At 51.2% G+C, this 24,703-nt stretch carries 29 protein-coding genes and 1 pseudogene; 1 reads left to right on the forward strand and 29 read right to left on the reverse strand.

What is annotated here, in order from left to right:
* Positions 1-2: 2 nt before the first annotated feature.
* From Mpt1_RS06160 to Mpt1_RS06190, 8 genes and pseudogenes are all read right to left on the reverse strand, one after another.
* Positions 3-344, reverse strand: a pseudogene (locus Mpt1_RS06160) (BRO family protein); the annotation flags it as partial.
* Positions 345-542: 198 nt separating this feature from the next.
* Positions 543-668, reverse strand: coding sequence for an HpaII family restriction endonuclease (locus Mpt1_RS07495; protein ID WP_158386793.1), 126 nt, complete (start codon positions 666-668; stop codon positions 543-545).
* Between the two features lie 131 nt (positions 669-799).
* Positions 800-1,576 carry an HAD-IIA family hydrolase gene (locus tag Mpt1_RS06165; RefSeq protein WP_052399370.1) on the reverse strand — a complete coding sequence of 259 codons (777 nt, stop codon included), beginning with the start codon at positions 1,574-1,576 and terminating at the stop codon, positions 800-802.
* Positions 1,577-1,578: 2 nt separating this feature from the next.
* Complete coding sequence (locus Mpt1_RS06170) at positions 1,579-2,115, reverse strand: uracil-DNA glycosylase (protein WP_048113151.1); 537 nt, start codon at positions 2,113-2,115, stop codon at positions 1,579-1,581.
* Positions 2,112-2,645 carry an orotate phosphoribosyltransferase gene (pyrE, locus tag Mpt1_RS06175; protein ID WP_048113153.1) on the reverse strand — a complete coding sequence of 178 codons (534 nt, stop codon included), beginning with the start codon at positions 2,643-2,645 and terminating at the stop codon, positions 2,112-2,114. Before pyrE ends, Mpt1_RS06170 begins: the two co-directional genes overlap by 4 nt.
* A 4-nt stretch (positions 2,646-2,649) precedes the next feature.
* Positions 2,650-3,222, reverse strand: coding sequence for a CDP-2,3-bis-(O-geranylgeranyl)-sn-glycerol synthase (locus tag Mpt1_RS06180; RefSeq protein ID WP_048113155.1), 573 nt, complete (start codon positions 3,220-3,222; stop codon positions 2,650-2,652).
* 55 nt (positions 3,223-3,277) lie between these two features.
* Positions 3,278-3,625, reverse strand: a complete 348-nt coding sequence (locus tag Mpt1_RS06185; RefSeq protein ID WP_148305852.1) for a hypothetical protein — start codon at positions 3,623-3,625, stop codon at positions 3,278-3,280.
* A 183-nt stretch (positions 3,626-3,808) separates the two neighbouring features.
* On the reverse strand, positions 3,809-4,033 hold the full coding sequence (locus tag Mpt1_RS06190; protein WP_048113159.1) for a hypothetical protein: 225 nt from the start codon (positions 4,031-4,033) through the stop codon (positions 3,809-3,811).
* Between the two features lie 502 nt (positions 4,034-4,535).
* On the opposite strand from Mpt1_RS06190, the gene Mpt1_RS06195 reads away from it, so the two are divergent.
* Positions 4,536-4,994 carry an NOB1 family endonuclease gene (locus Mpt1_RS06195; protein WP_048113160.1) on the forward strand — a complete coding sequence of 153 codons (459 nt, stop codon included), beginning with the start codon at positions 4,536-4,538 and terminating at the stop codon, positions 4,992-4,994.
* Here the strand turns inward: Mpt1_RS06195 and Mpt1_RS06200 are convergent, their stop codons facing one another.
* The 21 genes from Mpt1_RS06200 to Mpt1_RS06300 form a co-directional block, all read right to left on the reverse strand.
* Complete coding sequence (locus Mpt1_RS06200; protein WP_048113162.1) at positions 4,995-6,083, reverse strand: geranylgeranyl reductase family protein; 1,089 nt, start codon at positions 6,081-6,083, stop codon at positions 4,995-4,997.
* A 6-nt stretch (positions 6,084-6,089) separates the two neighbouring features.
* A complete protein-coding gene (locus Mpt1_RS06205) occupies positions 6,090-7,055 on the reverse strand; it encodes a polyprenyl synthetase family protein (RefSeq protein ID WP_148305853.1) in 966 nt (321 codons plus the stop codon).
* 106 nt (positions 7,056-7,161) lie between these two features.
* Positions 7,162-8,691, reverse strand: a complete 1,530-nt coding sequence (locus Mpt1_RS06210) for an NADH-quinone oxidoreductase subunit N (RefSeq protein WP_238603111.1) — start codon at positions 8,689-8,691, stop codon at positions 7,162-7,164.
* Positions 8,692-10,194, reverse strand: a complete 1,503-nt coding sequence (locus Mpt1_RS06215) for a complex I subunit 4 family protein (protein WP_238603112.1) — start codon at positions 10,192-10,194, stop codon at positions 8,692-8,694. It lies immediately after the preceding gene.
* A gap of 1 nt (position 10,195) precedes the next feature.
* Positions 10,196-12,271, reverse strand: a complete 2,076-nt coding sequence (locus tag Mpt1_RS06220) for an NADH-quinone oxidoreductase subunit 5 family protein (RefSeq protein ID WP_048113164.1) — start codon at positions 12,269-12,271, stop codon at positions 10,196-10,198.
* Between the two features lies 1 nt (position 12,272).
* Entirely contained in the window at positions 12,273-12,575 is a 303-nt protein-coding gene (gene nuoK / locus Mpt1_RS06225) for an NADH-quinone oxidoreductase subunit NuoK (protein WP_048113166.1), read from the reverse strand.
* Positions 12,562-12,888, reverse strand: a complete 327-nt coding sequence (locus Mpt1_RS06230; RefSeq protein ID WP_048113168.1) for a hypothetical protein — start codon at positions 12,886-12,888, stop codon at positions 12,562-12,564. The genes nuoK and Mpt1_RS06230 overlap by 14 nt, the downstream gene beginning before the upstream one ends.
* Positions 12,881-13,210 carry an NADH-quinone oxidoreductase subunit J gene (locus tag Mpt1_RS06235; protein ID WP_052399319.1) on the reverse strand — a complete coding sequence of 110 codons (330 nt, stop codon included), beginning with the start codon at positions 13,208-13,210 and terminating at the stop codon, positions 12,881-12,883. Before Mpt1_RS06235 ends, Mpt1_RS06230 begins: the two co-directional genes overlap by 8 nt.
* Positions 13,210-13,950 carry a 4Fe-4S binding protein gene (locus tag Mpt1_RS06240; RefSeq protein WP_048113170.1) on the reverse strand — a complete coding sequence of 247 codons (741 nt, stop codon included), beginning with the start codon at positions 13,948-13,950 and terminating at the stop codon, positions 13,210-13,212. The genes Mpt1_RS06235 and Mpt1_RS06240 overlap by 1 nt, the downstream gene beginning before the upstream one ends.
* Positions 13,950-15,122 (reverse strand): complex I subunit 1/NuoH family protein, encoded by a 1,173-nt coding sequence (locus Mpt1_RS06245; protein WP_048113172.1) that lies wholly within the window; start codon positions 15,120-15,122, stop codon positions 13,950-13,952. Before Mpt1_RS06245 ends, Mpt1_RS06240 begins: the two co-directional genes overlap by 1 nt.
* 4 nt (positions 15,123-15,126) lie before the next feature.
* Entirely contained in the window at positions 15,127-16,272 is a 1,146-nt protein-coding gene (locus tag Mpt1_RS06250; RefSeq protein WP_052399321.1) for an NADH-quinone oxidoreductase subunit D, read from the reverse strand.
* A complete protein-coding gene (locus Mpt1_RS06255; RefSeq protein ID WP_048113174.1) occupies positions 16,269-16,736 on the reverse strand; it encodes an NADH-quinone oxidoreductase subunit C in 468 nt (155 codons plus the stop codon). Before Mpt1_RS06255 ends, Mpt1_RS06250 begins: the two co-directional genes overlap by 4 nt.
* 2 nt (positions 16,737-16,738) lie before the next feature.
* Positions 16,739-17,296 carry an NADH-quinone oxidoreductase subunit B gene (locus tag Mpt1_RS06260; protein WP_238603113.1) on the reverse strand — a complete coding sequence of 186 codons (558 nt, stop codon included), beginning with the start codon at positions 17,294-17,296 and terminating at the stop codon, positions 16,739-16,741.
* Positions 17,293-17,655 carry an NADH-quinone oxidoreductase subunit A gene (locus Mpt1_RS06265; RefSeq protein WP_048113176.1) on the reverse strand — a complete coding sequence of 121 codons (363 nt, stop codon included), beginning with the start codon at positions 17,653-17,655 and terminating at the stop codon, positions 17,293-17,295. Before Mpt1_RS06265 ends, Mpt1_RS06260 begins: the two co-directional genes overlap by 4 nt.
* 287 nt (positions 17,656-17,942) lie before the next feature.
* Positions 17,943-18,749, reverse strand: coding sequence for a pyrroline-5-carboxylate reductase (gene proC, locus Mpt1_RS06270; protein ID WP_048113178.1), 807 nt, complete (start codon positions 18,747-18,749; stop codon positions 17,943-17,945).
* 71 nt (positions 18,750-18,820) lie between these two features.
* Positions 18,821-20,548: a TIGR04190 family B12-binding domain/radical SAM domain protein gene (locus Mpt1_RS06275; protein WP_048113180.1), complete on the reverse strand. Its 1,728-nt coding sequence runs from the start codon at positions 20,546-20,548 to the stop codon at positions 18,821-18,823.
* 1 nt (position 20,549) lies between these two features.
* On the reverse strand, positions 20,550-21,329 hold the full coding sequence (gene uppS / locus Mpt1_RS06280; RefSeq protein WP_048113182.1) for a polyprenyl diphosphate synthase: 780 nt from the start codon (positions 21,327-21,329) through the stop codon (positions 20,550-20,552).
* A gap of 4 nt (positions 21,330-21,333) precedes the next feature.
* Entirely contained in the window at positions 21,334-22,284 is a 951-nt protein-coding gene (locus Mpt1_RS06285; RefSeq protein ID WP_048113185.1) for a tRNA(Ile)(2)-agmatinylcytidine synthase, read from the reverse strand.
* A gap of 2 nt (positions 22,285-22,286) precedes the next feature.
* Entirely contained in the window at positions 22,287-22,961 is a 675-nt protein-coding gene (locus tag Mpt1_RS06290) for an RNA 2'-phosphotransferase (protein ID WP_048113187.1), read from the reverse strand.
* Between the two features lie 9 nt (positions 22,962-22,970).
* Positions 22,971-23,855, reverse strand: a complete 885-nt coding sequence (gene folD, locus Mpt1_RS06295) for a bifunctional methylenetetrahydrofolate dehydrogenase/methenyltetrahydrofolate cyclohydrolase FolD (protein WP_048113189.1) — start codon at positions 23,853-23,855, stop codon at positions 22,971-22,973.
* Between the two features lie 40 nt (positions 23,856-23,895).
* Positions 23,896-24,702 (reverse strand): polysaccharide deacetylase family protein, encoded by an 807-nt coding sequence (locus tag Mpt1_RS06300; RefSeq protein WP_048113192.1) that lies wholly within the window; start codon positions 24,700-24,702, stop codon positions 23,896-23,898.
* Position 24,703: the final 1 nt, after the last annotated feature.

Raw genomic sequence — 24,703 nt, forward strand, 5'->3', positions numbered from 1 at the left:
TTTGAAAAGTAGGTTTGGCCCAATGCGATGATCTCTTTGCGGGGGTCTCCGTTCTGAACTATCAGATAACAAGCGTATCTGGAAAGCTTGTAGTCTTTCACTTTTCGAATGCCGCCGTTTGGCACTTCTAAAGATTTGCTGACCTCAGCAAATTGTTCCGCCGCTTCGAACCCACTGTTCCTGCAGGCAAGCATTGCACGGTCGATCGCCTTCGAAAAATTTCTCCACTCTTTGTACTCAAGAACATCTGCGAGCTCTCTTGCGAACCAATACTCTTCGCCGTTCTCGTCTTTGTGTTTTATGTCTTCGAATCCTTTGTATTCCTTCTCGTTAAGATCGGTCATGAACCTATAGGTTCAGGAATGAAATATAAAGGGCGGCGGCTACAGCTATACTAACTTTTCATTTCGCCGCAAAGGATCGGAAGTGAACACAATGAATCTTTTATGACTTAGACCTCAGGTCTTTCGCGACTTCGCCTCGTTGTTCTTGAACCTTATCTGCAGATTCCGTTTCATTGTGTGCCTTCCATCGGGGGTCTTTTAGACGCTACCATAACCATATCTTGTGGTGCTGCGTTTGTCCATGTAAGTGTTCTTCAAAAGATACTCTTCGAAGTAGTCGCTGTTATAGAGATTATAACAGACAACATAGGTCTCTTTGCCCACTATTTGAAAACCCAACGCCACAATAATCAATGAGCTGAAGTCCTGATGATTCAATCAATAGAAGATGCAATTGTAATTCCCAAATTTCATAATGTCTGTGGACGATGCTTTTTAGAGGTCCGGTCACACTGTTAAGATTTCTTCAAAATATCCGATAATTTGGCGATAGAACCTATGATGTAACTCGGTTCCACATCGCTTCCCTCGAGATCGGACATCTTCGCCTCTCCGCTTAATACCAATATCGAACCTATTCCCGCATTTGATGCCATTTTCATATCCGTGTACAACCGGTCGCCGATCATTACCGCACCGTTCTTATCGACTCCCATCTCTCCGGCCGCCATCTCAAGCATCAGTCCGCTCGGTTTGCCGACTATTATCGGTGAAGTTCCAGTTAAATACGAAAGCAGATGAATGAACTGTCCGATATCAACATCGTACCCTTCTTCCATCGGACAAAGGTCATCGGGGTGCGTGGCGATCAACTCCGCGCCTTTCATAATGTAGTGATAAGCTTTGTTGATCTTGTCGAAAGTTATCGTTCTGTCGAATGTCAGCAGAACGATGTCCGGATCGTCCTCGCGGCTCTTTATTCCGAGCTCCTCGATCTCCTTTGTCACATCCGGATCCGCAATAACATAAACCTTCTTCCCCACCCTTCTTTCTTTGATGAATCTCGCCGTTGCGATCGTTGACGTCAATATCCTTTCCTTACCGACCCTGAACCCCATCTTCTTCAACTTCTCCGAATAATATTCCCTTGTGTGTGACGAATTGTTAGTCAGAAAAACAAAGGGAATCTTTTCTTTGATGAGAAGATCGATCGCTTCAACGGCGCCTGGGATCACGTTACTCCCTTTGTAAATGGTGCCGTCCATGTCTATCATAAATCCGGACGGTCTCATCCTCATTCCTCCAGGTACTCGTCCTTAAGGATCCTCATTGTCGTTCTTAGAGCATCCCTCGATTCGCGGCTGTAGATGCATGCCGCGGGATGATATGTGGGGATGAACAGAACGTCCTTGCCGTTGACCTTTATGGATATCTTCGTATTTGCGACAGAGGACATCTTTCCCTCATAACCCAGCAGATCCCTGCAGGCCGATTTCCCGAGACCGATGATGACCTTCCTTCCTTCCAATTCGCTGTCCAAAAAGGGTCTGCACGCCGCCATCTCTTCCGCGGTCGGGTCCCTGTTCTCCGGGGGCCTGCATTTTACCGTGTTCGTTATCATGACCTTAGAACGGTCCACTCCTTCCTCTTCCATTATCGCCATCAGAAGCTTTCCCGACCTTCCCACGAAGGGTTTGCCGGAAAGGTCCTCTTTCTCCCCCGGAGCCTCTCCCACGAATACCACCGAGGATCTCAGATCCCCGCTCGGCATTACCAACTGCGTCCTGCCTTCGCATAATCCGCATAACCTGCAATCGGGGTCGGGGATCATCTCTTCCCCTTCACTATCTCGGAACCGGTTATAAGCGCAGAAAGTTTCACGCCTATCTTCGCCAGATTCTCCTTTCCGCCGCCTTCCCTGTCGACCACGGACATTATATCGGTCACGACGGCGCCGTTCTCTCTCAGGAGAGCGATCGCCTTCGCGCTGGAACCCGCAGAAGTTACGACGTCTTCTATGACAAGCACATTCTCTCCCCTGTCGAGGTCTCCCTCGATCAACTGCTGGGTGCCGTGGTCCTTCTGTTCCTTCCTTACCATCACAAACGGTATCCCCGTTGCCATCGACAATGCGGCCGCCAGCGGTATGGACCCGAGAACGATCCCGGCGATACGGTCGGGCCTGATGTTCTCCTTCTGCATCTTCTCCGCCATCAGCTGAGATATTAAGTAAAGGACTCTCGGGTTCGTGCTTGCTTTCTTTATGTTAATGTAATAATCACTCTTCGCACCGGATGCCAGCGTAAAGGTCCCGAACTGAAGCGCCCCGCATTCTTCCAGTGCATTAGAAATCTCGCTCATCTGCTCACCATGGCTCTTTTTTGATACCGAGTTTGTAACCTATTATATTAACTCCTCTGTGGATGACGAACATCAGCACCAGGATGAATATCAGTGCCGCTATGTGCCATCCCTCTATGAACACGGAGTAGACCCAATCGGGGAAGAATATCGCCGTTATCACGAACGCCCCGAACACGAAGTCATACTGGTCCAATATCGGCGCTTTCGTTCCTCTTGCCATCCCCAATCTTCTCTTGATGAACGCCCCCATAAGATCTCCCAGAACGGCTCCGAAAGAAAGACAGAACAATATCCCGATGTTCCTCATGAACGGTCCGTAACCCCCGAAGTTCTCGGAGTCCCAGACGGCCGAAATACCAATCAGAATCAATCCTATGAGGACGCCTGCGAGGCCTCCTCCGAACAGTCCTCTCCACGATTTGCCGTCGCCGAATATCCTCTTGCCTCTCCAGGACCTTCCGAAATCGATCTTTGTGCCGCCGCCCACCATTGCCGCCGCCGAATTGGGCAGCATTGCCGGAATGAACAACCATAGTCCGTTGAACATTATGACGATGATATCGACTGCATCCATCTGTACCCAGAGATGTATACCGACCGTATAAGCTTTCGGAGAAAATGCGGCGGGATCATATTATTGCGACCATTTGGTTAAGCTGTTTGTCGCTGTTCTTCCTGATAAAAGAGAATCCGCAGGATTCGTAATACTCAATCATGCTGTCCTTGCAGTCCAAACGAACGACCCTGCATCCGAACATCTCTTTGCCGATAGAGAATGTTGAAAGAGCCTGTTTGATCATTATTTTTCCGAATCCTTTCTCGACACCGTCTGCTTTTGCTAGTTGTCCGAGCAGATATGCCTGTGCTACGTCGTGATCGACATTCATCTGCTCGAATATATCTTTTGGAATTGAGTAGTGTTCTTCCACATAGAGACACTTTATTGCCAGTGTGAAGAATCCTTTGACTTTATCCAAGCCGGACACGTTCCGTTCCAGAATGAGATATGTTCTTGAGATGCTCTCTCGGTCGTGTCTGATCGCAACATTCTTCAGAAAATGTTCGGCGGCAGGTTCTGCCGAACATTTAAAAGCGGATAGGAGTGCACGAAGATCCTCTTATCTCTGCCGTCAGTTTATCGAGTCTTTTTACAATGAGGCTCATTCGGGGGCACTCTCCCCTCTGAGTTCCATCTCGGCTCTTCTTTTTTCCAGTCTCTTTTTGAGCTCCGGAATGTCTTTTTCGCCTTCCTCGAGCACTTTCAACATATCGAACTCCGGCACATAGGGGCCTCTTTTTTCCGCGGCTCTCCACGCCGCGACAAAATTCTCCGCTGCTTCTTTGGTGTCTATCACCATCATCTCATAGAACGATTCTATCGGCATTTCTTTTTCACCTCTTTCACAATTTACGTCCTTGATATTTAGCGGAAGTACCGTACAGTTATACTACGTTTGCATTTATAACAGTAACTTATTTTTTACTTCATACTTTGTAGAACAATTAACCTGAGTGTTTTTGCCGTTTGCAACCTGCATTTTGTACAGATACGGGTCTTTCATGAAATTTTATGGGCACTTCGAATACAAACTTCTCTATCCGCAGACGAGTCATCGGGTCGGGAGAATCCTTGAAGACATCAATGAAGAAGTTCACGACATCTAATGCTGTTGCCATATCGCCATAAACCACACATTTCACACTTAAAGCTTTACTGCCGTTAACACTTTCGGAACAACATGTTTCTGATGATGCCACCGGTATGAACTCCGTGGGAAAGAAAACAATATGGCGGCACATCCTCATCGTGAAGTTGCTTTGGAGCAGCTCAAGGAAGCACAGGGCAATTTCAGAAAACTAAATAACCCTTTGACATATGCTCAAAGTATGCTCATCTTAGACAGTTCCGCGCTTTTCTCAATGGAGGGGTTACCGGATGAGGATTTTCTATGCCCCCCCGGCGTCATTGATGAGCTTGCCAAGTACAACGACAAGAGGCTCGACCTTTGGGGTGATCTTTTGAGGGTTTCCGACTGCACCAAGGCTTCGATCGATAAAGTCACCGAAGCAGCGAGAAAAAGCGGCGACCTCGGAAAGCTTTCTCCCGTGGACATTACCGTGCTGGCACTTGCGGTCGACACGGGCGGAACGATCCTCACCGATGACTACTCGATACAGAACGTCTCCCGTATCATGGGCATCCCTTTCAGGCCTGTCGGGATGTCCGGGATCAAAAAAGTTGAGAAGTGGAACTACCAATGCATAGGGTGCGGGAAATGGTTCAAAGAGAAACAGGATGAATGTCCTATTTGCGGTTCCGGGATGAAAGCGTGCAGAAAGAGATGATCAGGGGAAGATGCGTTTGCATCTGATGAGATCGCCCATGCGTCTTTCTCCGAGAATGCTCATACAGATGCTTGTTCTTCTGTCGGAACCGAAAGCTAGAACATCGGCAAGTTTTTTGTTGGATGCGGCTGTCCTCAACGGCTTGCGGAAGATCTTTTCGCATTCTGCCTGATAGTCCGTAAGGCTCCTGCCGTTCATGCAACGGTCACCTGCGACCTCGCCGCAGACCCTCCCAGCTATAAGCGCCAAAGGCAGCCCTCCGCCGTTGACCGATATCACTTGGCCAGCTGCGTCGCCGACCACCATTCCATTATCGGAAACGATCCTTGAGATCATCCCTTCGCTCGGGACGTATTTTCCTTCAAGCTTTGTCGTCACATCGAGATCGTGTTTCGTTCTGAACTTCTCGAAGTATTCGCTCAATGTGCCGTCGGCGAACTTCGGGGAAAACCCCACGCCGACGTTCGCCTGTCCTTTCTTCGGGATTATCCAGCTGTATGCGCCCGGAGCTATTCCGCCGAAGAACATTTGAACATATGGCTCAAAATCTCCTTTCGCCTGTGCGGTCACGGCCGGATACAGATCATTATTTTTCGGAATACCCAGCGATCTTGCTACTCTCGATCCGGGGCCGTCGGCGCCGATTATCACCTTGTACTCGATATCTCCCAATGATGTCTCCGCCTTCCCGTCCTTTGTTTTAATGAAGAGACATCCCTTCACCAACTGAGCGCCTTCCTTCTCCGCCTCAGACACTATGTGCTTGTCGAATCTGTCGCGGTCTGTGGTGTAACCTGTGAAATCAAGCAGCCTCTCTTTCCCTTTCGGATCTATGAGTTTTATCCCTTCGATGTCCCTGAGTTTCAATTCCTTAGGAATATCAAACAACGAAGATATATCCCCGGCGTTGGGGAACATACCGATTATCTCATCGTTCGAAGGTATCAATTCGCCGCACCTTACCGGGACGCCGACCTCCGGCCTTCTTTCGATGATGATGACGTTCGCTCCTTTTGTTGCGGCATATTTGGCGGCGGTCCCGCCGGCCGGCCCAGCACCGACAATGAGGACATCGGCTTTCATTGACATTCTGCGTCACCTGTTACGGGCAACTATGAATTTAGAAAGATCGATCAGCGATCGCTTATAGACGGAATCGTCGATAACATCGAGCATACCCATCGATGCTTCCGCTATCTCCTTTGCCTTTTCCATGCATCTGGGTATAGCGTCTGTCTTCTTGATCAGGGCGATGACCTCCGACACTTCCGCCCAGCTGATCTCTTTGTTCCTGAAGAAATCCTTTATCTTTTTACCGTAGACCGGGTCCTGCATCGCATATATCGCGGGGAGTGTCGGTTTCCCCTCGACCATATCGCTGCCGATCCTTTTTCCCGTCGTTCCCTCGTCGCCGTTCACATCCAGAACGTCATCGACGATCTGGAATGCCAGCCCGGTTTGGAATGCGAACTCCCCCACTTTTGCTATCGAATCGATATCTGCACCGGCAAGGAACGCTCCGATCTTTGCGCCGCACTCTATGAGTCTTGCGGTCTTCCCTTCGATTATTTTCAGGTAGTCCCCTTCCGTTACCGATATGTTATGTTCGAACTCTTTCTGAATGAACTCGCCCGCCGCCATCGCAGCTGACGCATCGACGATAAAATCCACTATCTCTGGAGATGCGGAGCCGATAAGTCTGAACCCCTGGGCGAACATGAAGTCCCCGGCGACGATGGATTTGCCGATCGAGTACTTTCTGTATGCCGCCTGCGCCCCTCTTCTCAGATCCCCTTCGTCGTTGATGTCATCGTGTACAAGCGTGGCGTTGTGAATGATCTCTATCGCGGTGGCGACATCCAGCGTCTTTTTTACGTTCTTCCCCCCGCATGCGCGGAATGACAGTATGCACATGGCAGGCCTTATTCTTTTACCGTTCGAATTGAGAACATAATTGCATATCTCGGTGAGCTCGCGGTTTTTTGACCTTACCGTATTCATCATAAGTTTCTCTACTTTATCCAGATCACCGGATATAGAAGAATACCAAGGCTCGTCCATTGACTGTGGGATGTTCGGAATCTACTTAACTGTTTTCAGTAGAGAGCATTCTGTTCATTTGTTGATAAATAAGAAAAATTGGATTTGGAAGAGGTTTCTTTCTTGTTCAACCGAGCAGTGCCGATGCTGCGCTTGTGCAGAAGTCCATAAGGAGCTGAGGATACACACCGAGTATGATCACGAACGCCAAACATATCACGATCGCTGCGGTGAAGGGCTTCGGGATCTTTACCTTGTCGGTGGTCGCTCCTTTCTCGATGAACATCACTTTGATTACCCTGACATAATAGTACAGCGAGATCGCAGAGTTCAGAACCGCTATGAAAGCCAGCCATACCCATTGAGCCATCTGACCGTCGACGAATATCGCAGAGGAGAACAGGAAGAACTTTCCCGTGAAACCCGCAAGCGGCGGTATACCTGCCAATGAGAACAGGAACAGCATCATCGCTATTGCGAGGAACGGCGCCCTCTTTGCAAGACCCTGATAGTCCGAGATCTTCTCGCCTATTCCGGCGGAGATCAATCCGCCGACGATAAGGAATGCTCCTCCCTTCATGAACACGTGCACAAACATATAGAACAGACCCGATGACAGAGCATACTCAGATGCGACCGCCATTACGATCAGAATATAACCTGCGTTGGCGATGCTTGAATACGCGAGCATTCTCTTGATGTTGTTCTGAGATATCGCGATGATGTTTCCGACGGTCATCGTTATTGCGGCAATGATCGCAAAGACATACCTCACCTCCATCATGTTAAATGCTTCTGAGGCCGATGCCACAACGAAGATCATGAGGAATATCTTGAACAATGCAACAAATCCTACTTTCTTTGAACCTGTTGCCAGGAACATCGTGACGGGTGTAGGCGCTCCTTCGTATACATCAGGTGCCCACGCGTGGAATGGGGCTGCTGCAACCTTGAAGCCAAGGCCTGCAATCAAAGTGATCATTGCGATACCGAATGCCCAGCTGAAGCCTGAGCCCGCTAACGTTGCTGCTATTTCTGAGATATTGGTGTTCCCCGTTACGCCATACAGCATCGAGAGACCATAAAGCGTCAACGCCGTGGACAATCCGCCGATGATGACGTATTTCACTGCGGCTTCCGCAGACCTCGGGTCCTTCCTCTTCATTGAAACCAGAACATACGAGGTTATACTCGCAAGTTCGACTCCCAGGAAGATCGTTATGAGGTCGTTGGCGGTTGCCACGAACATCATACCGACGGCCGCCGCAAGCAGCAGAGAATTGAACGCACCGAAGTGGTGCCTCGTTGTCTCTGTGCTCGACGACGATACCAATGCGGCAAGCAATACCACCGTCTGGAACAGCAGTATCATTACGCCTGCGAACGCATCATAGGTGAACAGATATAGGTTTTCGCCAAGAGCGTTCACACCCGTGACCCCATACCCATCTGTGTATTTGCCGAGCATCATGATGATGTTTATTATCATCGAGATCGCAACTATCGCAAGCGTTATGCCTGTGACCACGTTCCTTCTCTTTGTACCGAAGTATACCGCAGGCATTATCAGCGCACCTATTATCATGATGATCATCGGTGCCAGCGGGGTGAAATCCCCGAATATCGTCGTTATTGCTGATGGATCAACGTACATCATTTAAATCACCCCCGGTAATGCCGCCGTGAATTCCCTTACGAATCCGAGTGCCAGGTCCGGCCAGAGACCGAACAGCGCTATCAGTGCGCATGTCGCACTGAGAGCGATGACCTCCGGTCTGCTCAGGTCGTGTATGTGTGAGAGATCTATCTTCTTGGTAAGCCTTCCGAACATGCTTCTCTGCATTGCCCACAGGTAATATCCCGCGGTCAGCAGCAAGGAGAGCAGACAGAACGCCACCAGCCACAGCATGTTGATATCCGATGCATAGTTGAAGAACGAGAATATTATCCCGAACTCCGCCCAGAATCCTACCAATCCGGGAAGTCCCAGGGATGCCAAGAATCCAAACATCATGAATCCCGCGAGGAGAGGCAGCTTTCCGGCCAATCCCCCCAGCAGAGGTATCTCTCTTGTTCCGATGCTGTGCCCCGCTGCTCCGCAGGTCATGAAGAGCACTGCGGATATCAATCCGTGTGCGAACATCTGGAACACGGCGAACTGTATTCCCATGCCGGACAGTGTGGCCATTGCGATCATGACCATACCCATGTGACTGACAGACGAGAACGCCACCATCTTCTTGAGATCCCTCTGTGCGATACAGGCGTATGCGCCGTATATCATCGCCAGCAATCCTATGAACACCATTATCGGCTGCCATACGACCGCCGCGTCATGGAACAGGTTGAGATCGAGACACACTCTTATGATACCGTACGAACCCATCTTCAGCATGACTCCCGCCAGCAGGACCGAACCCGCCGTAGGCGCTTCGGTGTGTGCATCCGGAAGCCATGTATGGAACGGTACGATCGGCATCTTGACCGCAAATCCGAAGAAAAGCAGTCCGAACACCAATGTCTGGAATGTAGCGCTTAACGCCGTACCCGCGGCCACTGCCTCGAACGAGAAGTTCCCGCCCGTCGTTGCGAACACCAGTGCGAATATACCGATCAGCATGACCAGACTCGCTACGTGTGTATAGATGAAGAACTTGATAGCGGCGTAGTGCCTCCTCGGACCTCCGAACCACGATATCATGAAGAACATCGGGATCAGGGTCACCTCCCACATTATGTAGAAGAGGAAGTAATCTCCCGCCATGTACACGCCCATCAGACCGACCTCCATTGCAAGCAGCAATGCGAAGAAGTAGTTGGGCCTGTCCTTCTCGCCTGCGGAGAATACGGTCGACAGGAACACGAGCACTCCGGTTAGGAATACCATAAGGATGCTCAGTCCGTCCACGGTCAGGATATATGAAACTACGATATTGCCGAAGTTTATCCAACTGTGGCTTTCATTGTATACCGAAAGGTCCGGAGTGAACAGCAGGATAATGGACAATACCATTGTTATGCCGGAGAACACTCCCGCGACCCATTTCGCGTACTTTGCTCTCTTACCTCCCATCGCCAGCGTTGCTATCGCACCGACCAGCGGGAAGACCAGCAGCAGGGTCAGCAGATAAGGCATCTCAAAACCTATGTCGAAGAACACCTTAAACACCTCCCATGTAATAGAAGAGAGCTATTATGAAGACACACAGCAGGACCACTCCGAACAATACTATTCCGGAGTAGTCGCGCACATCTCCCGTTTGGGCTTTGCTTGCGGCCTCTCCGCCGCCGACGACCGACGACGCCAATGCGTTGACCGTACCGTCCACGATCTGCGTGTCCACGAAATCCACTCCTTTGGCGACACCGTACCCAAGCTTCCATCCGATCTGGTCGTAAAGCTGCGGGAAGTACCACCTCTTTGTAAGTGCCGTATACAGCCGAGACTTGCCGTTCTTGTTGAGTTTGCCCGGATCGAACGATCCTCTGGCATACATGACATATGCAACGGCTATCGCTATCAGTACCAGTGCTACCGTGATGTAAGTGTATATGCTTCCGAATATCTCGGTAAGCCACTCTACAAGTCCCTTCGATTCACCGGACCCTACCATGAAATGCCATAACGTACTTCCTGCCGCATTGTTTCCAACATCATGTGGCATGATCGATACATACCCATCGAAGCCGAACAATAATATCAATCCTATCAGAGCTGCAAACACAGACAGTATGATCAACGGGATCGTCATGCTCTTTGGGGACTCCCCGTGGCAGTGGTGCGCCGTCTTCTTGCCCTTGAATGTCATGAACCACATCCTGAACATGTAGAATGCGGTCATGAACGCTGTAACGATGGCCAATATCCACATTATTGTGAACACCCATCCGTCCAGCCCGTGGTTGCCGGCGTGCATCGCCGTTTCCAGCACTATTTCTTTTGACCAGAATCCGCTGAAGAACGGGAATCCCGCAATGGACAGCGAACCGATCAGCATGGTGATCGAGGTGATCTTCATCTTACGATGCAGATTGCCCATCTCCCGCATGTCCTCCGTGCCTGTGGAATGTATCACCGAACCGGAGCCCAGGAAGAGCAGTGCTTTGAAGAACGCATGGTTGACCATATGCAGAACTCCTGCAACGTAACCGACGGCTCCCGCCGCGATCAATGCTTCGTTGTCGGTCTGCATTCCCAGCGCCATCATATATCCTCCCGCACCGAGTGCGAGGAACATGTATCCCAGCTGGGACAGCGTTGAGTAAGCAAGCACTTTCTTTATATTCATGTTGTTGAGAGCCATCGTTGCCGCGAAGAACGCCGTTATTCCTCCGATGAGGCCGACGAACAGCATCACCTCGGGGTTCTGTGTGAACAGCGGGAAACATCTCGCAACGAGGAACACACCGGCCTTGACCATTGTCGCTGCGTGTATCAACGCAGAAACGGTCGTGGGGCCCGCCATCGCATCCGGAAGCCAGTCCAGAAGCGGGAACTGTGCGCTCTTTCCTATCACACCGCCGAATATCAGGAGGGAACCGAGCATTATCATGTTCGGGTCCACCTTCGCTATCAGATCGGCGCTGAACACCGTAGCATAGTCTAGGCTGCCGAACGAATACAATATCACAAACAACCCTCCCATGAGACAGACGTCCCCCAGCCTTGTGACCAGGAAAGCTTTCTTCGCTGCCGATGCGGCATTATCCGAAGCATCGTCCCCATTGGGGTGATCGAAGCTCCAGAATCCGATCAGGAGATATGAGCAAAGACCCATTATCTCCCAGAATACGAACATCTGAAGGAAGTTGCTAGATAATGCGAGTCCCAGCATTCCCGTCAGGAACAGTGAGACCTCGGCGTAGTATCTTCTCTTTTTCTTACCTTCCTCGTGCATGTATCCTATCGAGTAGATGAATATCAGCGTCGAAATGAACGAAGCGAACAATATCATCACACAAGACAGGCTGTCGATGTATATTCCAAGCCTGAGATGGAAATCGCCGATGGAGAACCATGCAATGTCCGACATGAAGAACCCTTGCGTATGTTCTCCGTAATAATACCCTGATGTAAAGAACTCGTATGAGACGAGGACCGACATAACGAATGCGAACGCCGCACCGAATATTACGACCGGACCGCCTCCTTCGGGCATCTTCTTTCCGAAGAATCCCACTATCACAAAGCAAAGCACCGGGACCAGCGGGATCAGCCAAGCATATTCTAAGAACATCTTACCACCTCATGGATGCGAGGCTGTCGGCCTCGATGGTGCCCTTCACCTTGTATGCGTTCAACAATATCGCGATTCCCACCGCGACCTCCGCCGCCGCCACCGATATGGACATCACTACGAACACTTCTCCGAGGACGTTTGTCGTGAATGCCGAGAATACGATGAAGTTTATGTTCGCCGCATTCAGCATCAGCTCGATGCACATCAGAACGACGATTGTGTTCTTCTTTGTCATGACCCCGTATGCTCCTATGGCGAAGAGCACCGCGGCGAACAGCAGGAAGACCTCAATCGGTATCATCGTGCTCACTCTCCTCTCTCGCTATACAAACACCGCCGATCATGGCGCCGAACATAAGCAGCGCCAGGATCAGAAGCAACGGACCGTATTGCTCGAACAATGCATAGTTGAGCGAGTTGTGATCTATTGTCACGGTGGTCTCGCCCGTGTTCTCGTCGGTGATCTCGACCGTCCCGCCCGTGAAGTCGACACTTCCGGGAGTGTCTTTGATCCCGGGATTGACCTCTTTCCAGTCCGTAGCCATCACTGCCAGCGCAAATACCGCAAGCAGGGCCGCTGCCACACCAAGGCCTATAAGGACCTTCTTATTCATCCGAATCACCTTCACTGCGCATTATATACCTTCTAGTCAACATAATGCTGAATGCGAACAGGATCGTGATCGCACCAACATACACCAGCATCTGGATAACACCGACGAACTCAGCCTCCAGGAAGAAGTAAGTGACCGCCACGCAAACGAATACGAGGGCGAGGTAGAATGCACTGTGCACCACCTCTTTCGCAGTCACCACGTACAACGCAGCGGCTATGGCTATCGCGGCCAATACGACAAAGGCCACGAGATCCGAGTTAGTCCAGAGGTACCCCATCACGTTGCAGAATCCGTTCCATATATCTAACATGAGTCCCATTATAGCACCTCATATATGTGGAGCGCGTCCTTCGGACAATCCTCCACGCAATTCTGACAGCATATACAGGTGGCCTGGTTGAACTCGGGGTAGAGTATCGGTCTCCCCTTTTCGTTCACGCCGTGTTCGACCATCTTAACGGCCTTCACGGGGCACACCTTTTCGCATTTCTTACAGCTTATGCACTTTTTCTGATCCAATACAGGCCTGTCGGTCATGAACGGCGATATCCTCTTTTCCGAGTTCCCGTTCTTTACGTCCGACATCAGGGTCATTTCCAAATGAACCTCCATCTTCTCGGTCGCATTGTACGCGAGCCTCTTCGGACCGTATATCAGATCCTCTCTCGTGTACTCGGCGAGCTCGAATTCGGGAGTGACCGTCATCGCGTTCACCGGGCAGTATTCAGCACAGTATCCGCACATGGCGCATCTTCCGAGGTTGACCTGAGGCCTCATGACCTTCTCTCCGGCGCTGTTGTCGGTCTCCACCAGCTTGATGCAGGCGGTGGGGCACATCTTTACGCACATACCGCATGCGACACACCTTTCGAGCCTGAGCCCGGGGCGTCCGCGGTAGTTCTCCGGCACCCACATCTTCTCGTATGGGTAAAGGATTGTTACCGGTCTGTGTATGATGGTCTTTCCGAACAGCCTGAGAACTTTCACAATGGGCTTCATGACCCAGAGGACCCTTGCGGGGTTCCTCGGATACTTCTCCAAGTATTTCTTCTCGGCCATCAGAACCAACCTCCGAGTTTAAGCACAATCACGATCATAAGATTCACCACTGCCAACGGCATGAATATCTTCCACCCTATGTTCACGATCTGATCCGTCCTTACTCTTGCGAGGGCTCCTCTCAGGATTATCATTCCCAGGAACACCAGCCAGATCTTCGCCAGCATGACTATCTCGGGCATTATGCCCTGCCAGCCGTCGGGTGCGAAGGGTATGAGCCATCCTCCGAGGAACAATATGACGATCATGGCGCACGAGACATATCCTCTCATGTAATCCGCCAGCATGATCAGGCCCCATTTCATTCCCGCGTACTCTGTCTGCCATCCCTCCACAAGTTCGGCCTCTGCCTCGGCGATATCGAACGGTACACGTTCCGCCTCGGCCGTCGCACAATAGAAGAATGTTATGAAACCGATGATCTGCGGGAACAGGAACCACATTCCGTGCTGCGCATTGACGATGTCGCCTATGTTGAAACTGCCTGCCATCAAAGCGGCCGTGGCGATCATTATGAGCATCGGAACTTCGTATGATATCATCAGTTCCGCCGCTCTCATTCCTCCGATCAACGAATACTTGTTGTTCTGAGCCCAGCCCGACACCAATATAAAGAAGGGTGCCAGTGCGAACAGGGCCATTATTATCAGGAGTCCCGTTCCGTAATTGACTACGAACCATCTCCCCGAAAGAGGGATCATACATGCGATGAGCGCCGATGTCCCTATGATCAGTGCCGCAGTCCAGAGATACATCTTCTTGTCGACGTTCCTTGAAACGGTGTCTTCCTTCAGGAAGGTCTTGAAACCGTCTGCCAGACACTGCATGAATCCTTTCAGGCCGATCATGGTCCCTCTTCTGTCCATGACCCTTCCCAGGACCTTACGCTCCATCCACAACGATAACAATGTGACAATGAACGCCACCAGGAATATCAGTATCATGAATATCAGCAGGGCGAAGATATTCGTTATCTCCGGGGATATCAGCCATGTCGACAGCCCGTTACCGGGGAAGATAAGGTTGATTATCCACGAGATGAAGCCGCCGATCAGCTGCCATAGTTTGTAAGATATGTCGAATGGGAGGTTGTAGATATCTCCGAACGGATAGAACGGGTTGTCCATGACGTTGGAGAAATGTATCCAGTCTGTAATGTTGCTGTACGGCATTTTATCACCTGTCGGTCTCTCCCAGACACATATCTATCATTGCCATTATCACGGGCACGTCGGCGATCCTGGATCCCTGCACCAGCGGCTTTGCCGCAGATACGTTGACGAAGATCGGACTGCGCACTTTGAGCCTGTACGGTTTGTCAGAACCGTCGGAGACGAGATACATCATCGACTCTCCGCGGGGATCCTCCAATCTCATGAACGATCTCCCCGCCGGCACCTTCGACGGCACCTTGAGTCTGTACGGCGCATTCTTCCCGAGGGCCTTCACCTTATCCAGCGCCTGCAATATTATTTTGCATGACTGGAACATTTCCTCGATCCTGACCATGTAACGGGCGTACGAGTCCCCCGCCTTTAGGACGGGTACTTCGAAGTCTATTTTGTCGTAATTGTCATATGGGTCGTCACGGCGTATATCGAAATCGACGCCCGTGCCTCTCATGGCCGGTCCCGTGATGCCTAAGTTGGCGCAGTGCTCCCTTGTTAGGACCCCTGTGCCTTTCATCCTTGAAACGAATACTGATGAATCATCTATTAATCCGATGATGTCCCACATCGCTTTCTCGAAGCGCTTTATGCATCTTCTGGAATACATGTCGAACTCTTCGTCCGCATCGTTCCTTACTCCGCCTATGCGCGGGAAGTTCGTTGTCATCCTCGCACCGCAGAGTCTCATGTTGAGGTCCATGAAGAACTCTCTTTCTCTCATGGCCCACAGGAATACTGTGAGGTTCCCCAGGTCGGTACCTACTGCGGCCAGCCACATAAGGTGGGACTGGATGCGGCAGATCTCGTCGCCTATTATCCTGATGTATTTGGCTTTCTCGGGTATGTCGATGCCGAGCGCCTTTTCTACGGTCATACAGTACAGGTGGGTATACGTCATTGAAGCGGCGTAGCAGAGACGGTCCGCCATTGGTATGATCTTCGGATACGTCCTGTTCTCGCACTCTTTCTCCCATCCTCTGTGCAGGTAGCCTATTATCGGTTCTGCGTCTGCCACTATCTCTCCGTCCAGCTGGGCCTTAAGTGTCCATAGCCCATGAGAGAAGGGGTGCTGCGGACCCATGATGACCCACATCTTGTCTGTGTGCATCGAGGATCTCTCGCACTTTCCGCCGATATAATCGTTCTCCATCATTCCTGCCCCCTTAATTTGTATGATTTTCTGAACGGATAGAATTCATAGGAATCCGGCGTGAGGAGCCTCTCGAGTTTCGGGTGTCCGTCGAAGACTATTCCAAAAAGCTCATGCGTCTCCCTCTCGTGCCAGTTGCCTCCGCCCCATATGTCCGATACAGACCTTACGTGAAGGTCGTCCAAAGGCAGGTCGGTCGTAAGTTCTATTATTACGCCGCTGTAATAGTTGGACAGGTGGTAAATGACCTCCATGTGATCCTTCATGTCGTTCCCCATGATCGAAGTTGCATGTTCGAACGAGAGGATGTTGTGAATATATTCACAAACGGGATGGATCGCATCCTTCTCCACTTTTACAAATACTCTCCTTGTTGCGGTGCCGGTGACCTTTAACTTGTCTGAGAATTTGTTTCTGAGGAGCGTGGATATCTCTTCGACTGTCGGCTTTTCGCTTATTTCCGCCATGCTCAGTCCTCCATGAATATTCCTCTCGTGAAGTAGTCGTCTATCTTTTTCTGAAGAAGCATGAAACCGTCTATCATCGCATCGGGTCTTGCGGGGCATCCGGGTATGTAGATATCTACCGGAACTATCTGATCCAGACCCTGAACTGTGTTGTACGAATCGTACCAGGGCCCGCCCGATATGGCGCATTCGCCCATTGCCACGACCCACTTGGGGTTCGGTATCTGCTCATAGAGACGCCTCAGGTCCGGGCGGATCTTTTTTGATATCCACCCGTTGACCAGCAAGATGTCGGTCTGTCTCGGCGATGATCTGTAGATCATACCGTAACGCTCGGCATCGAATCTCGGTGCGGAAGCGGCCGCCATCTCAAGGGCGCAGCATGCCAGTCCCCAGTGCAGAGGGTGCATAGAATTTCTCATAGCCCAAGACCATATCGGTCCCGTGAGCTTATCCACAGTTTTTTTCGTACCTGCGCTAAGCAGATCGTTGATCATGGCTGATGACCATGTCATGAACTCTTCCTTGCTCATGGCAACAGCGTGGGGATACAGGCTCATATCCATAGCGTTTCCTCCTTTTTGAGTGAGTACGCTACACCGAGGATCATTATTCCCAGCAGCAGGAGCATCCATACGGTCGCCATGGTCGAAAGACCGGAGAAGGCAACGGCCCAGATCATCAGGAATGTGGCGATCAGGTCAAACACAACAAAAATGATTGCAAAAGCATAGTATTGGAATTTGAACTGAACGTGGGCATCCCCTATCGGTTCCGAACCGCACTCGTATGTATTTTCCATCCACTGAGTAGGTCTCTTCGGTCTTATGAACCTGGATGTCAACCACGCCAAGGGTGCAAAGCCCATAGTCATGATGCCGACGACAACCAATGGTATGTAGGACACTACTAGTGACATTAGGCTCGCATGGCCTCCTTAATATATAACTGTTCAGACGCGCGATTTCAGGCCTTTATAAATGGGTAATCGGCTTTTCGCTGTTTTCGGTGCAAATGAGGCGTACACACATGTCTGGAGAGCTGCTGTGTGGCTCTACGAATATGGCGCCGAGGGCGGCGGCTGGCCCCGGTTCAGATGGAAAAAATATGGCCTCAGATACCATGAAACCCCATGTGCCAGATGATAAAAACTGATCTGTTGAAAAGAATAAAATCGCCTTTTTGAGGCTCGTTTATGAAAAAAGCTCACTTTTTGCCCATTTCCGCTGATTTCAACGCGGCCGCTTCGACTGCGTTTATCAGAGCGGACCTTAGGCCAAGGTCCTCGAGGACCTTTACCGCCTCGATCGTTGTCCCGCCGGGGGAGCAGACGATGTCTTTCATCTTTCCGGGGTGCTCTCCCGTCTCCAATATCGTCTTCGCCGCACCCAGCAGCGTCTGCGCCGCCAGTTTCGTTGCCACATCTCTCGAAAGTCCCATAAGGACCCCGCCGTCAGATAATGCCTCGATCATCATATATGCGTAAGCGGGTCCGCTGCCGCTGACCCCGGTGACCGCATCAAGCAGACTCTCTTTGACCTCGTAGCATATGCCTACCGCTTTCAGGACATTCTCCACCGTCGAACAGTCTTCTGAAGTTGCCTTTGTTCCGCGGGAGAACGCCGATGCGCTCGCAAGCACCATGCAGGGTTGGTTGGGCATCACGCGTATTATCTTGCATAACGGTGCGTATGATTCCAGCGTTGCCAGCGTAACGCCTGCCGCAATGGACATTATAAGGTGGTCCTTTTTCAGATGCCCTTTGATGCCGGCAAGAACCTCTTCTATCTGCTGCGGCTTGACCGACAGAACGATGAACTTCGTGCTCTTTGCCAGGACCTCGTTGCCCTCGTGGACCTCGATCCCGAGCTTCTCGGCGATATACTTCCTTCTGGGGGCATACACTTCGCTGGCGATTATCTCGTCTGAGGTGTACAGTCCTGTGTCGATGATGCCCTTTATCATAGCTTCGGCCATGTTGCCGGCACCGATGAAACCGATCTTTTTGGTCATTTCCGCACCGGTCGTGCGATGACTGTGGACATTAATAAACCTACTCCAAAAGCATCGGGGCGGGCCTTTGATCAACCGTTCCGCCTGTTACGTGAGCGGATAAGCCCGAGAACGATGCGCGGGGAGTTTCTCCAGACCGATCCCGCCTCCCAGTAAAGATCGTTCTTGTCGCAGACTATGGACCTCATATCAAGTTCCTCTTTCATTTCCAGCAGTCTGCCTTCTCTTTTTTGTTTGTCGGGATATGCGGTGACCTCGTCCACTTCGTGCATGAGTCTGCGCGCCGCCTCTATCGTCTCTTTCCTTTCCTCGAAGGTTTCCGCGGATGTTCTGGAGCACTCGAACGCCATAGCCGCAAGCTCTATCGCCGCATCGTACGACGTTTCTGCGATCGTGTTCCTGTCCATCCACTTCGTCTCGTAGGAAAGGACCTGCTTCCAAGACGGATTCTCAAGCAGGGCCTTATGTTCGGCCAGGGTCCTTGCGAAGAACTTGTAACCCCATTTCTCGGGCTCTTCGAACGCCTTGCTTCCGGGATCGACGAAGGGTGCGAACGGTGCATTGTAAATGAAAAGATCGTCCTCCTTTTTTACAAGTTCCCAAAGCTTCTTCGACGCTTTCGCGCTGTCGATCGCAGACTCCCTGGTCTGGAACGGGAGCCCCGTCATATAGAAAAGGTCCATTCTTTTACACCCTTTTTCAAATGCGGCCTCGATCGTCCTTTCTATACAAGAATTAGAATACTTCTTTCCCAGAGCCGACCTTACCGCCTCATCGTGGGAGTCCGGCGAGAACTCTATGCTCCAGCCTCCGTCGAAGGCTTTGTCCAGTTTCGAGAAGTATTCACGGCCGGCACCGCCGAACAATTCTATCACGGCATGATTCTTTATTCCTCTCTCTTTGACCGCTTTCAGGAATCTTTCGGCATAACCGTCGCTGTGCTGCCTCAGGTCGCCCACAATGAATATCGGCGTGTCGAGATAACTCTGGATCATCCCCATATCCTCGGCGAGCTTCTCCGGGCTCCTGTATGCCGGAGCATTTCTGCATACGACCTTGCCGTTCGCATATCCGGAACCGCCGCATTCCGCACAATTCATGGAGCAGCCTCTCACCGAGAACACGGATGTCAGTGGGAGTTTGTCCCATCCGGCCCAAGGAAGCGCCCCTTTGACATCCATATACCTGATGGTGTTCTTTATCATCGTACCGTAATCGAATCGGATGTCATCCAGATCGTCCGCGGAATACGTCACGCCGTTATTTCTGACCTTTCCGCCGGCGTCCTTCCACACGAGGTTCGGTACCTCGGAGAGATCCTTGCCGTCCTGCAGTGCCCTCATCATTCTGACGGTGGGCTCCTCGGTGGTGTCGCCTCTCATTATGAGATCGATCTCCGGCATTTGTATGAGTTCTTCCCAGAAATATGATGATGTTAACCCTCCGAATTCGATCTTCGAATCGGGGTGGTGCTTCTTTACTATCTTAGCTATCTCCGTCGCCCCGTGCACATGGGGCATCCAGTGCAGATCTATCGCAAAAACATCGGCTTCCAGCGTCCTTATTCTTTCTTCGACGTCGAACCTTTTGCTTTGAAGCATCTGCACCGCGAGATTGACGATCCTCGTCCTGAACCCCGCCGCTTCCAAGTGGGAAGATATGGTCATGAACCCGATGGGGTACATCTCAAAGACCGGAGAAGACGGTATGACATCGCTGACCGGCCCGTACAGTATTGTCTTTTTTCTGAAATCATACACGCTCGGGGCGTGAAGAAAGACAATGTCGGAACGTACCATCTCATTCCCCGTAGCGTCTTACCCTCTGCTGGTACGACCTTATCGCCCTGAGGAAATCTATGAATCTGAAACCCGGCCAATACACATCCGTGAAGTACAGTTCCGAATAGGCAAGCTGCCAAAGCAGGAAGTTGGATATCCTGACCTCCCCGGATGTCCTGAGTATCAGGTCGGGATCCGGTATATCTGATGTGTACAGATGCTCGGAGAACAATTCTTCGGATATGTCGTCGATCTCTATCTCGCGGTTCGCCACCTTTCTGGCAATGTCTTTGACGGCGCAGATTATCTCCTGTCTGCTGCCGTACGCCATGGCCACATTGAAATTGAAATCCGAATGATGTGCCGTTTTTTCTTCAGCATATTTTATGGCCTCTTTTACGCTGTCCGGCAATGTAGAACGATCTCCGAAGACCCTTATCCTGACCTTCAGATCGTGGATCTTCTTGTTATCGGCCATACGGTACAGGGCTGCTTCGGAAAGATTCATGATGAAGTCTATCTCGTCCGTGTCCCTTTTGAAGTTCTCCGTGGAAAGCGCATAGACCGTGACATACTGTATCTTCAGATCCAGACACCACTCGAGCATCTCCTCTATCTTTTCTTCTCCTTTGCGGTGGCCCTCGTTGTTATCGCCGTCCAGCAGCTCGGCGGCATATCTTCTGTTGCCGTCCATTATGACCGCAATGTGCTTTGGGAGGGGGCCCTCGTGTATCTCTTTGATCAGGTCCTTTTGGTATTTCGAGTAGGCTTTCTTTGAAACTACCTCAGGCAGCTTCATGTATTCACCTGAAATCCTCCGGTATTCCCGCGGCCTCGTAGCCCATGTCGAAACATCCCACTGCGGCAACGGCGCCGATGCTGCCTTCCAGACCCGTCACGCTGATGATCGTTACGCCGTTCTCTTCGGCGGCCTTGACGGCGTCATCTATGGTCAGGATCTCCGTCTTCGCTCTGATCCCGTATTCCTTCAGCCCGTCGGGGATGCTAAGTCCTTTGAACACCGTGACCACGGAGTCGCCTGAGAACGATTCTTTTTTGATGAATTCCGTGCAGTATTCGATCAATGCCGGTATCTCTTCCTCTTTAACGGCAAAGGAGACCGCGGACGAACAGCAGTTCGTTGTCTTTGTGGGGACCTTAGGATTCAGCTGTATTATCTTGTGTTCGATGAAATTGCCTATCGGGCTCAGACTCCCCATCTTAAGGGCCGCGACCCATGTTGCGCCTCTCTCTTTGGTGTCGGTGTTGTCCACACCTACGATTACCCTTACTTTTTTCGGCGTGATTATGTCGGCATTAGCGACGTGTGCTCCGCCGATCTTGAAATTATCCGGATATTCGGTCCGTATGACATCCTCACACTGCGGGATGCATGCTCCGATACCGACGGCCGCTCCCGCTATTCCGTACCATTTTGTCCTGACCGTGTCGCCTTCTACAAGGAAGGCCGCAAGCCCCTGACCGCCGACATGTTCGGAGACCGGCCCGAATTTGAGCTTCTTTTCCCCTATGACCACATCCATTATCAATGTCTGGCCGTCGACCCTGATGACGTCTATCACGCCGCCGGATCTTTTTCGGTTAACGACATCCCATTCACCGGGACCCTTTGAAATGCACTTTTCGACTATCTGCCCGACGCCCCTTTCCTCGTCCACCATCGTAATGAACCCTTTGCAGAACAGCGGACCGTACTTCTTCTTGACCTCGTCAGGCCGTAGGATCTGCACCATGTTCAATCCTCTTCCTCTTCCTCAGAGTCTTCTTCATCGTAAGCTTCCTCTTCTTTGTCTGCGATGTAAATGAATTCTGACGGTACCTGATCGCAGAGGAACACTGTTTTTGCGGCCCTTCCTATCTCGATGCCTGCGTCGATGCATCCCACCGTATCTATGGCCAATATGATCGGCTCCTCTTCTCGGACGGATCCCGCCCTCGCCGCATCCTGGTATGAGCGCGAAAGGTGGACCATCGCCCTGTCCGTCGGGAATAACCCCTCATTCAGGATCTTCTCGCATTCTTCTTCGTTCGCAGGGTAGTAGAGTATCTCCGGAATGTCGTCGACGGGGTGCCTGAGGCTCAGCTCTATAGTGTGGCCGTACGTCGCCCTTACATCCGATCCCGATATCTGGTATCTTCCTTTCGGGTCCGTCTCCACCATAGCTTCTATGTGGTGGGTCCTTAACCACTTCATCCTGGGGTATTTCGTCTTTATCACCGCGACGATGTCCCTCATATCAACGAACCCCTGGTCGTCCATCTCTAACTCGTATTTCCCGTGCCTGAGTATGCCTGCCATCGTCCTTCCTATCTTTTCGACCTCGAAGTCACTCATCAGGAACTTTCCTTCCTCACCGCATATCGGACAGTATTCATCACGGAAGTATCCGTGTTCCTCGCATTCTCTCATCAATTTGAATCACCTTGAAACATTAGCTTTTTCGGCCGCGGCCACTGTGTTGGCCATGAGCATACATATCGTCATCGGCCCGACGCCCCCGGGTACCGGGGTTATTTTGGATGCTTTGTTCTTCACACCCTCGAACTCAACATCCCCGACCAGTTTGGTTCCTTTAGGAGAACTCGGATCTTCTATCCTGTTCGTACCCACGTCGATAACGACCACTCCTTTTTTTACCATATCTGCCGTGATGAAATTGGCCTTGCCGATCGCAACTATCAATATATCCGCCTGCCTGGTTATCGACGGCAGGTCTTTTGTCCTTGAATGAACGACCGTGACCGTCGAGTCCGCTCCGTCACCCTTCTGCACCATCATCGCCATCATAGGTTTTCCGACGATGTTGCTCCTCCCTACTACGACCACGTGCTTCCCTTTCGTGTCCACTCCGGACCTTACCAGCATCTGCTGGACCCCCGCCGGGGTAGCCGGAAGGAAATCGGGTTCGCCGATGAGCATTTTACCTACGTTGACCGGATGGAAACAATCCACATCTTTCTTCGGGTCTATTGCGTTTATGACCTTCTTCTCATCGATGTGGGACGGAAGAGGCAGCTGTACCAGGAAACCGTGTATGGAACTGTCTTTATTCAACTCCGAGACCTTCTTCAGAAGATCGGCCTCGGATGTGTTCTCCGGCATTACCACCGTAACAGAATGCATGCCCAGCTCTTCGCACTTCTTCCCTTTCATCCTAACGTATACTTCGGATGCCGGATCGGTCCCCACAAGTACGACTGCCAGACCCGGCGTCGTCCCTTTTGATTTGAGTGCCTCTATCCTTACTCTGAGTTCTGAGTATATGCTTTCGGATACCGTCTTTCCAAGTATCAGTTCGGACAAAACTTCACCATCCCTTTGAAGGCCCCTCTATTATATTATTTTAGCGTGGGTTCGCTTCCATCCTCTTCCTTACATCTGCCATGGTCAGAGGTCTCATCCCCATGTCGATCGTCTCTTCCAACACCTTTCTTAAGTTGTCCGTGTTCTTTCCGATCTCGTCAGCGGACATCATTCCTCTTTCTCTGGATTCCACCATGTGCCAGGTGTGCGTCGAGAGAACGAATGCTCCCTCATCCATGACCGATGCAAGCCGAAGATAATCTTCAGGTTCTCTCTTTGACTCGTGCATTGGCCACAGATATGCGGTTATTTTCTTACCGTGTTCATCCTTCCCTTCCGGGACGGGGACCTCCCACAATCCGCTGCCGATCCTTTTCGGCATCATCGATCCGGAGACGGCGGCGTAACGGGACGAATCGGTCTTGATCCCGACTTCCGGAAGGAGGCCGACGGTCTCTTCGTCTATTCTCATGTACGGTGCTCTGAAGCTTTCCGGCTTCGTTCCCACTGTGTCTTTGATGACCGCCGAAGCATCTTCGATTATCCTTCTTTTACTGTCCATTCCTTTTATCAGTGTCAGGTCCTCGTGGTCCATTCCGTGTATACCGACCTCATGGCCCGATAGCGTCTCCGCATCCACATTCCTCAGCGTCGAGGCCTCAGCGAAGAATGTCGCTTTCATCCCAATCTCATCCAAAAGATCGACCAGTATCGATAACCCTCTCAATGATGAGGAGAATCTCGGTCCGGTACCGCTTCCTCTGTCAATGGATCCCGCGGCACGGCCGCCTTCTATCTGAATGTTCACATCCCTGTCGAGATCGACCGTGAAGCACAGCGCCCGCATC

The organism is Candidatus Methanoplasma termitum (assembly GCF_000800805.1).
Taxonomy (GTDB): domain Archaea; phylum Thermoplasmatota; class Thermoplasmata; order Methanomassiliicoccales; family Methanomethylophilaceae; genus Methanoplasma; species Methanoplasma termitum.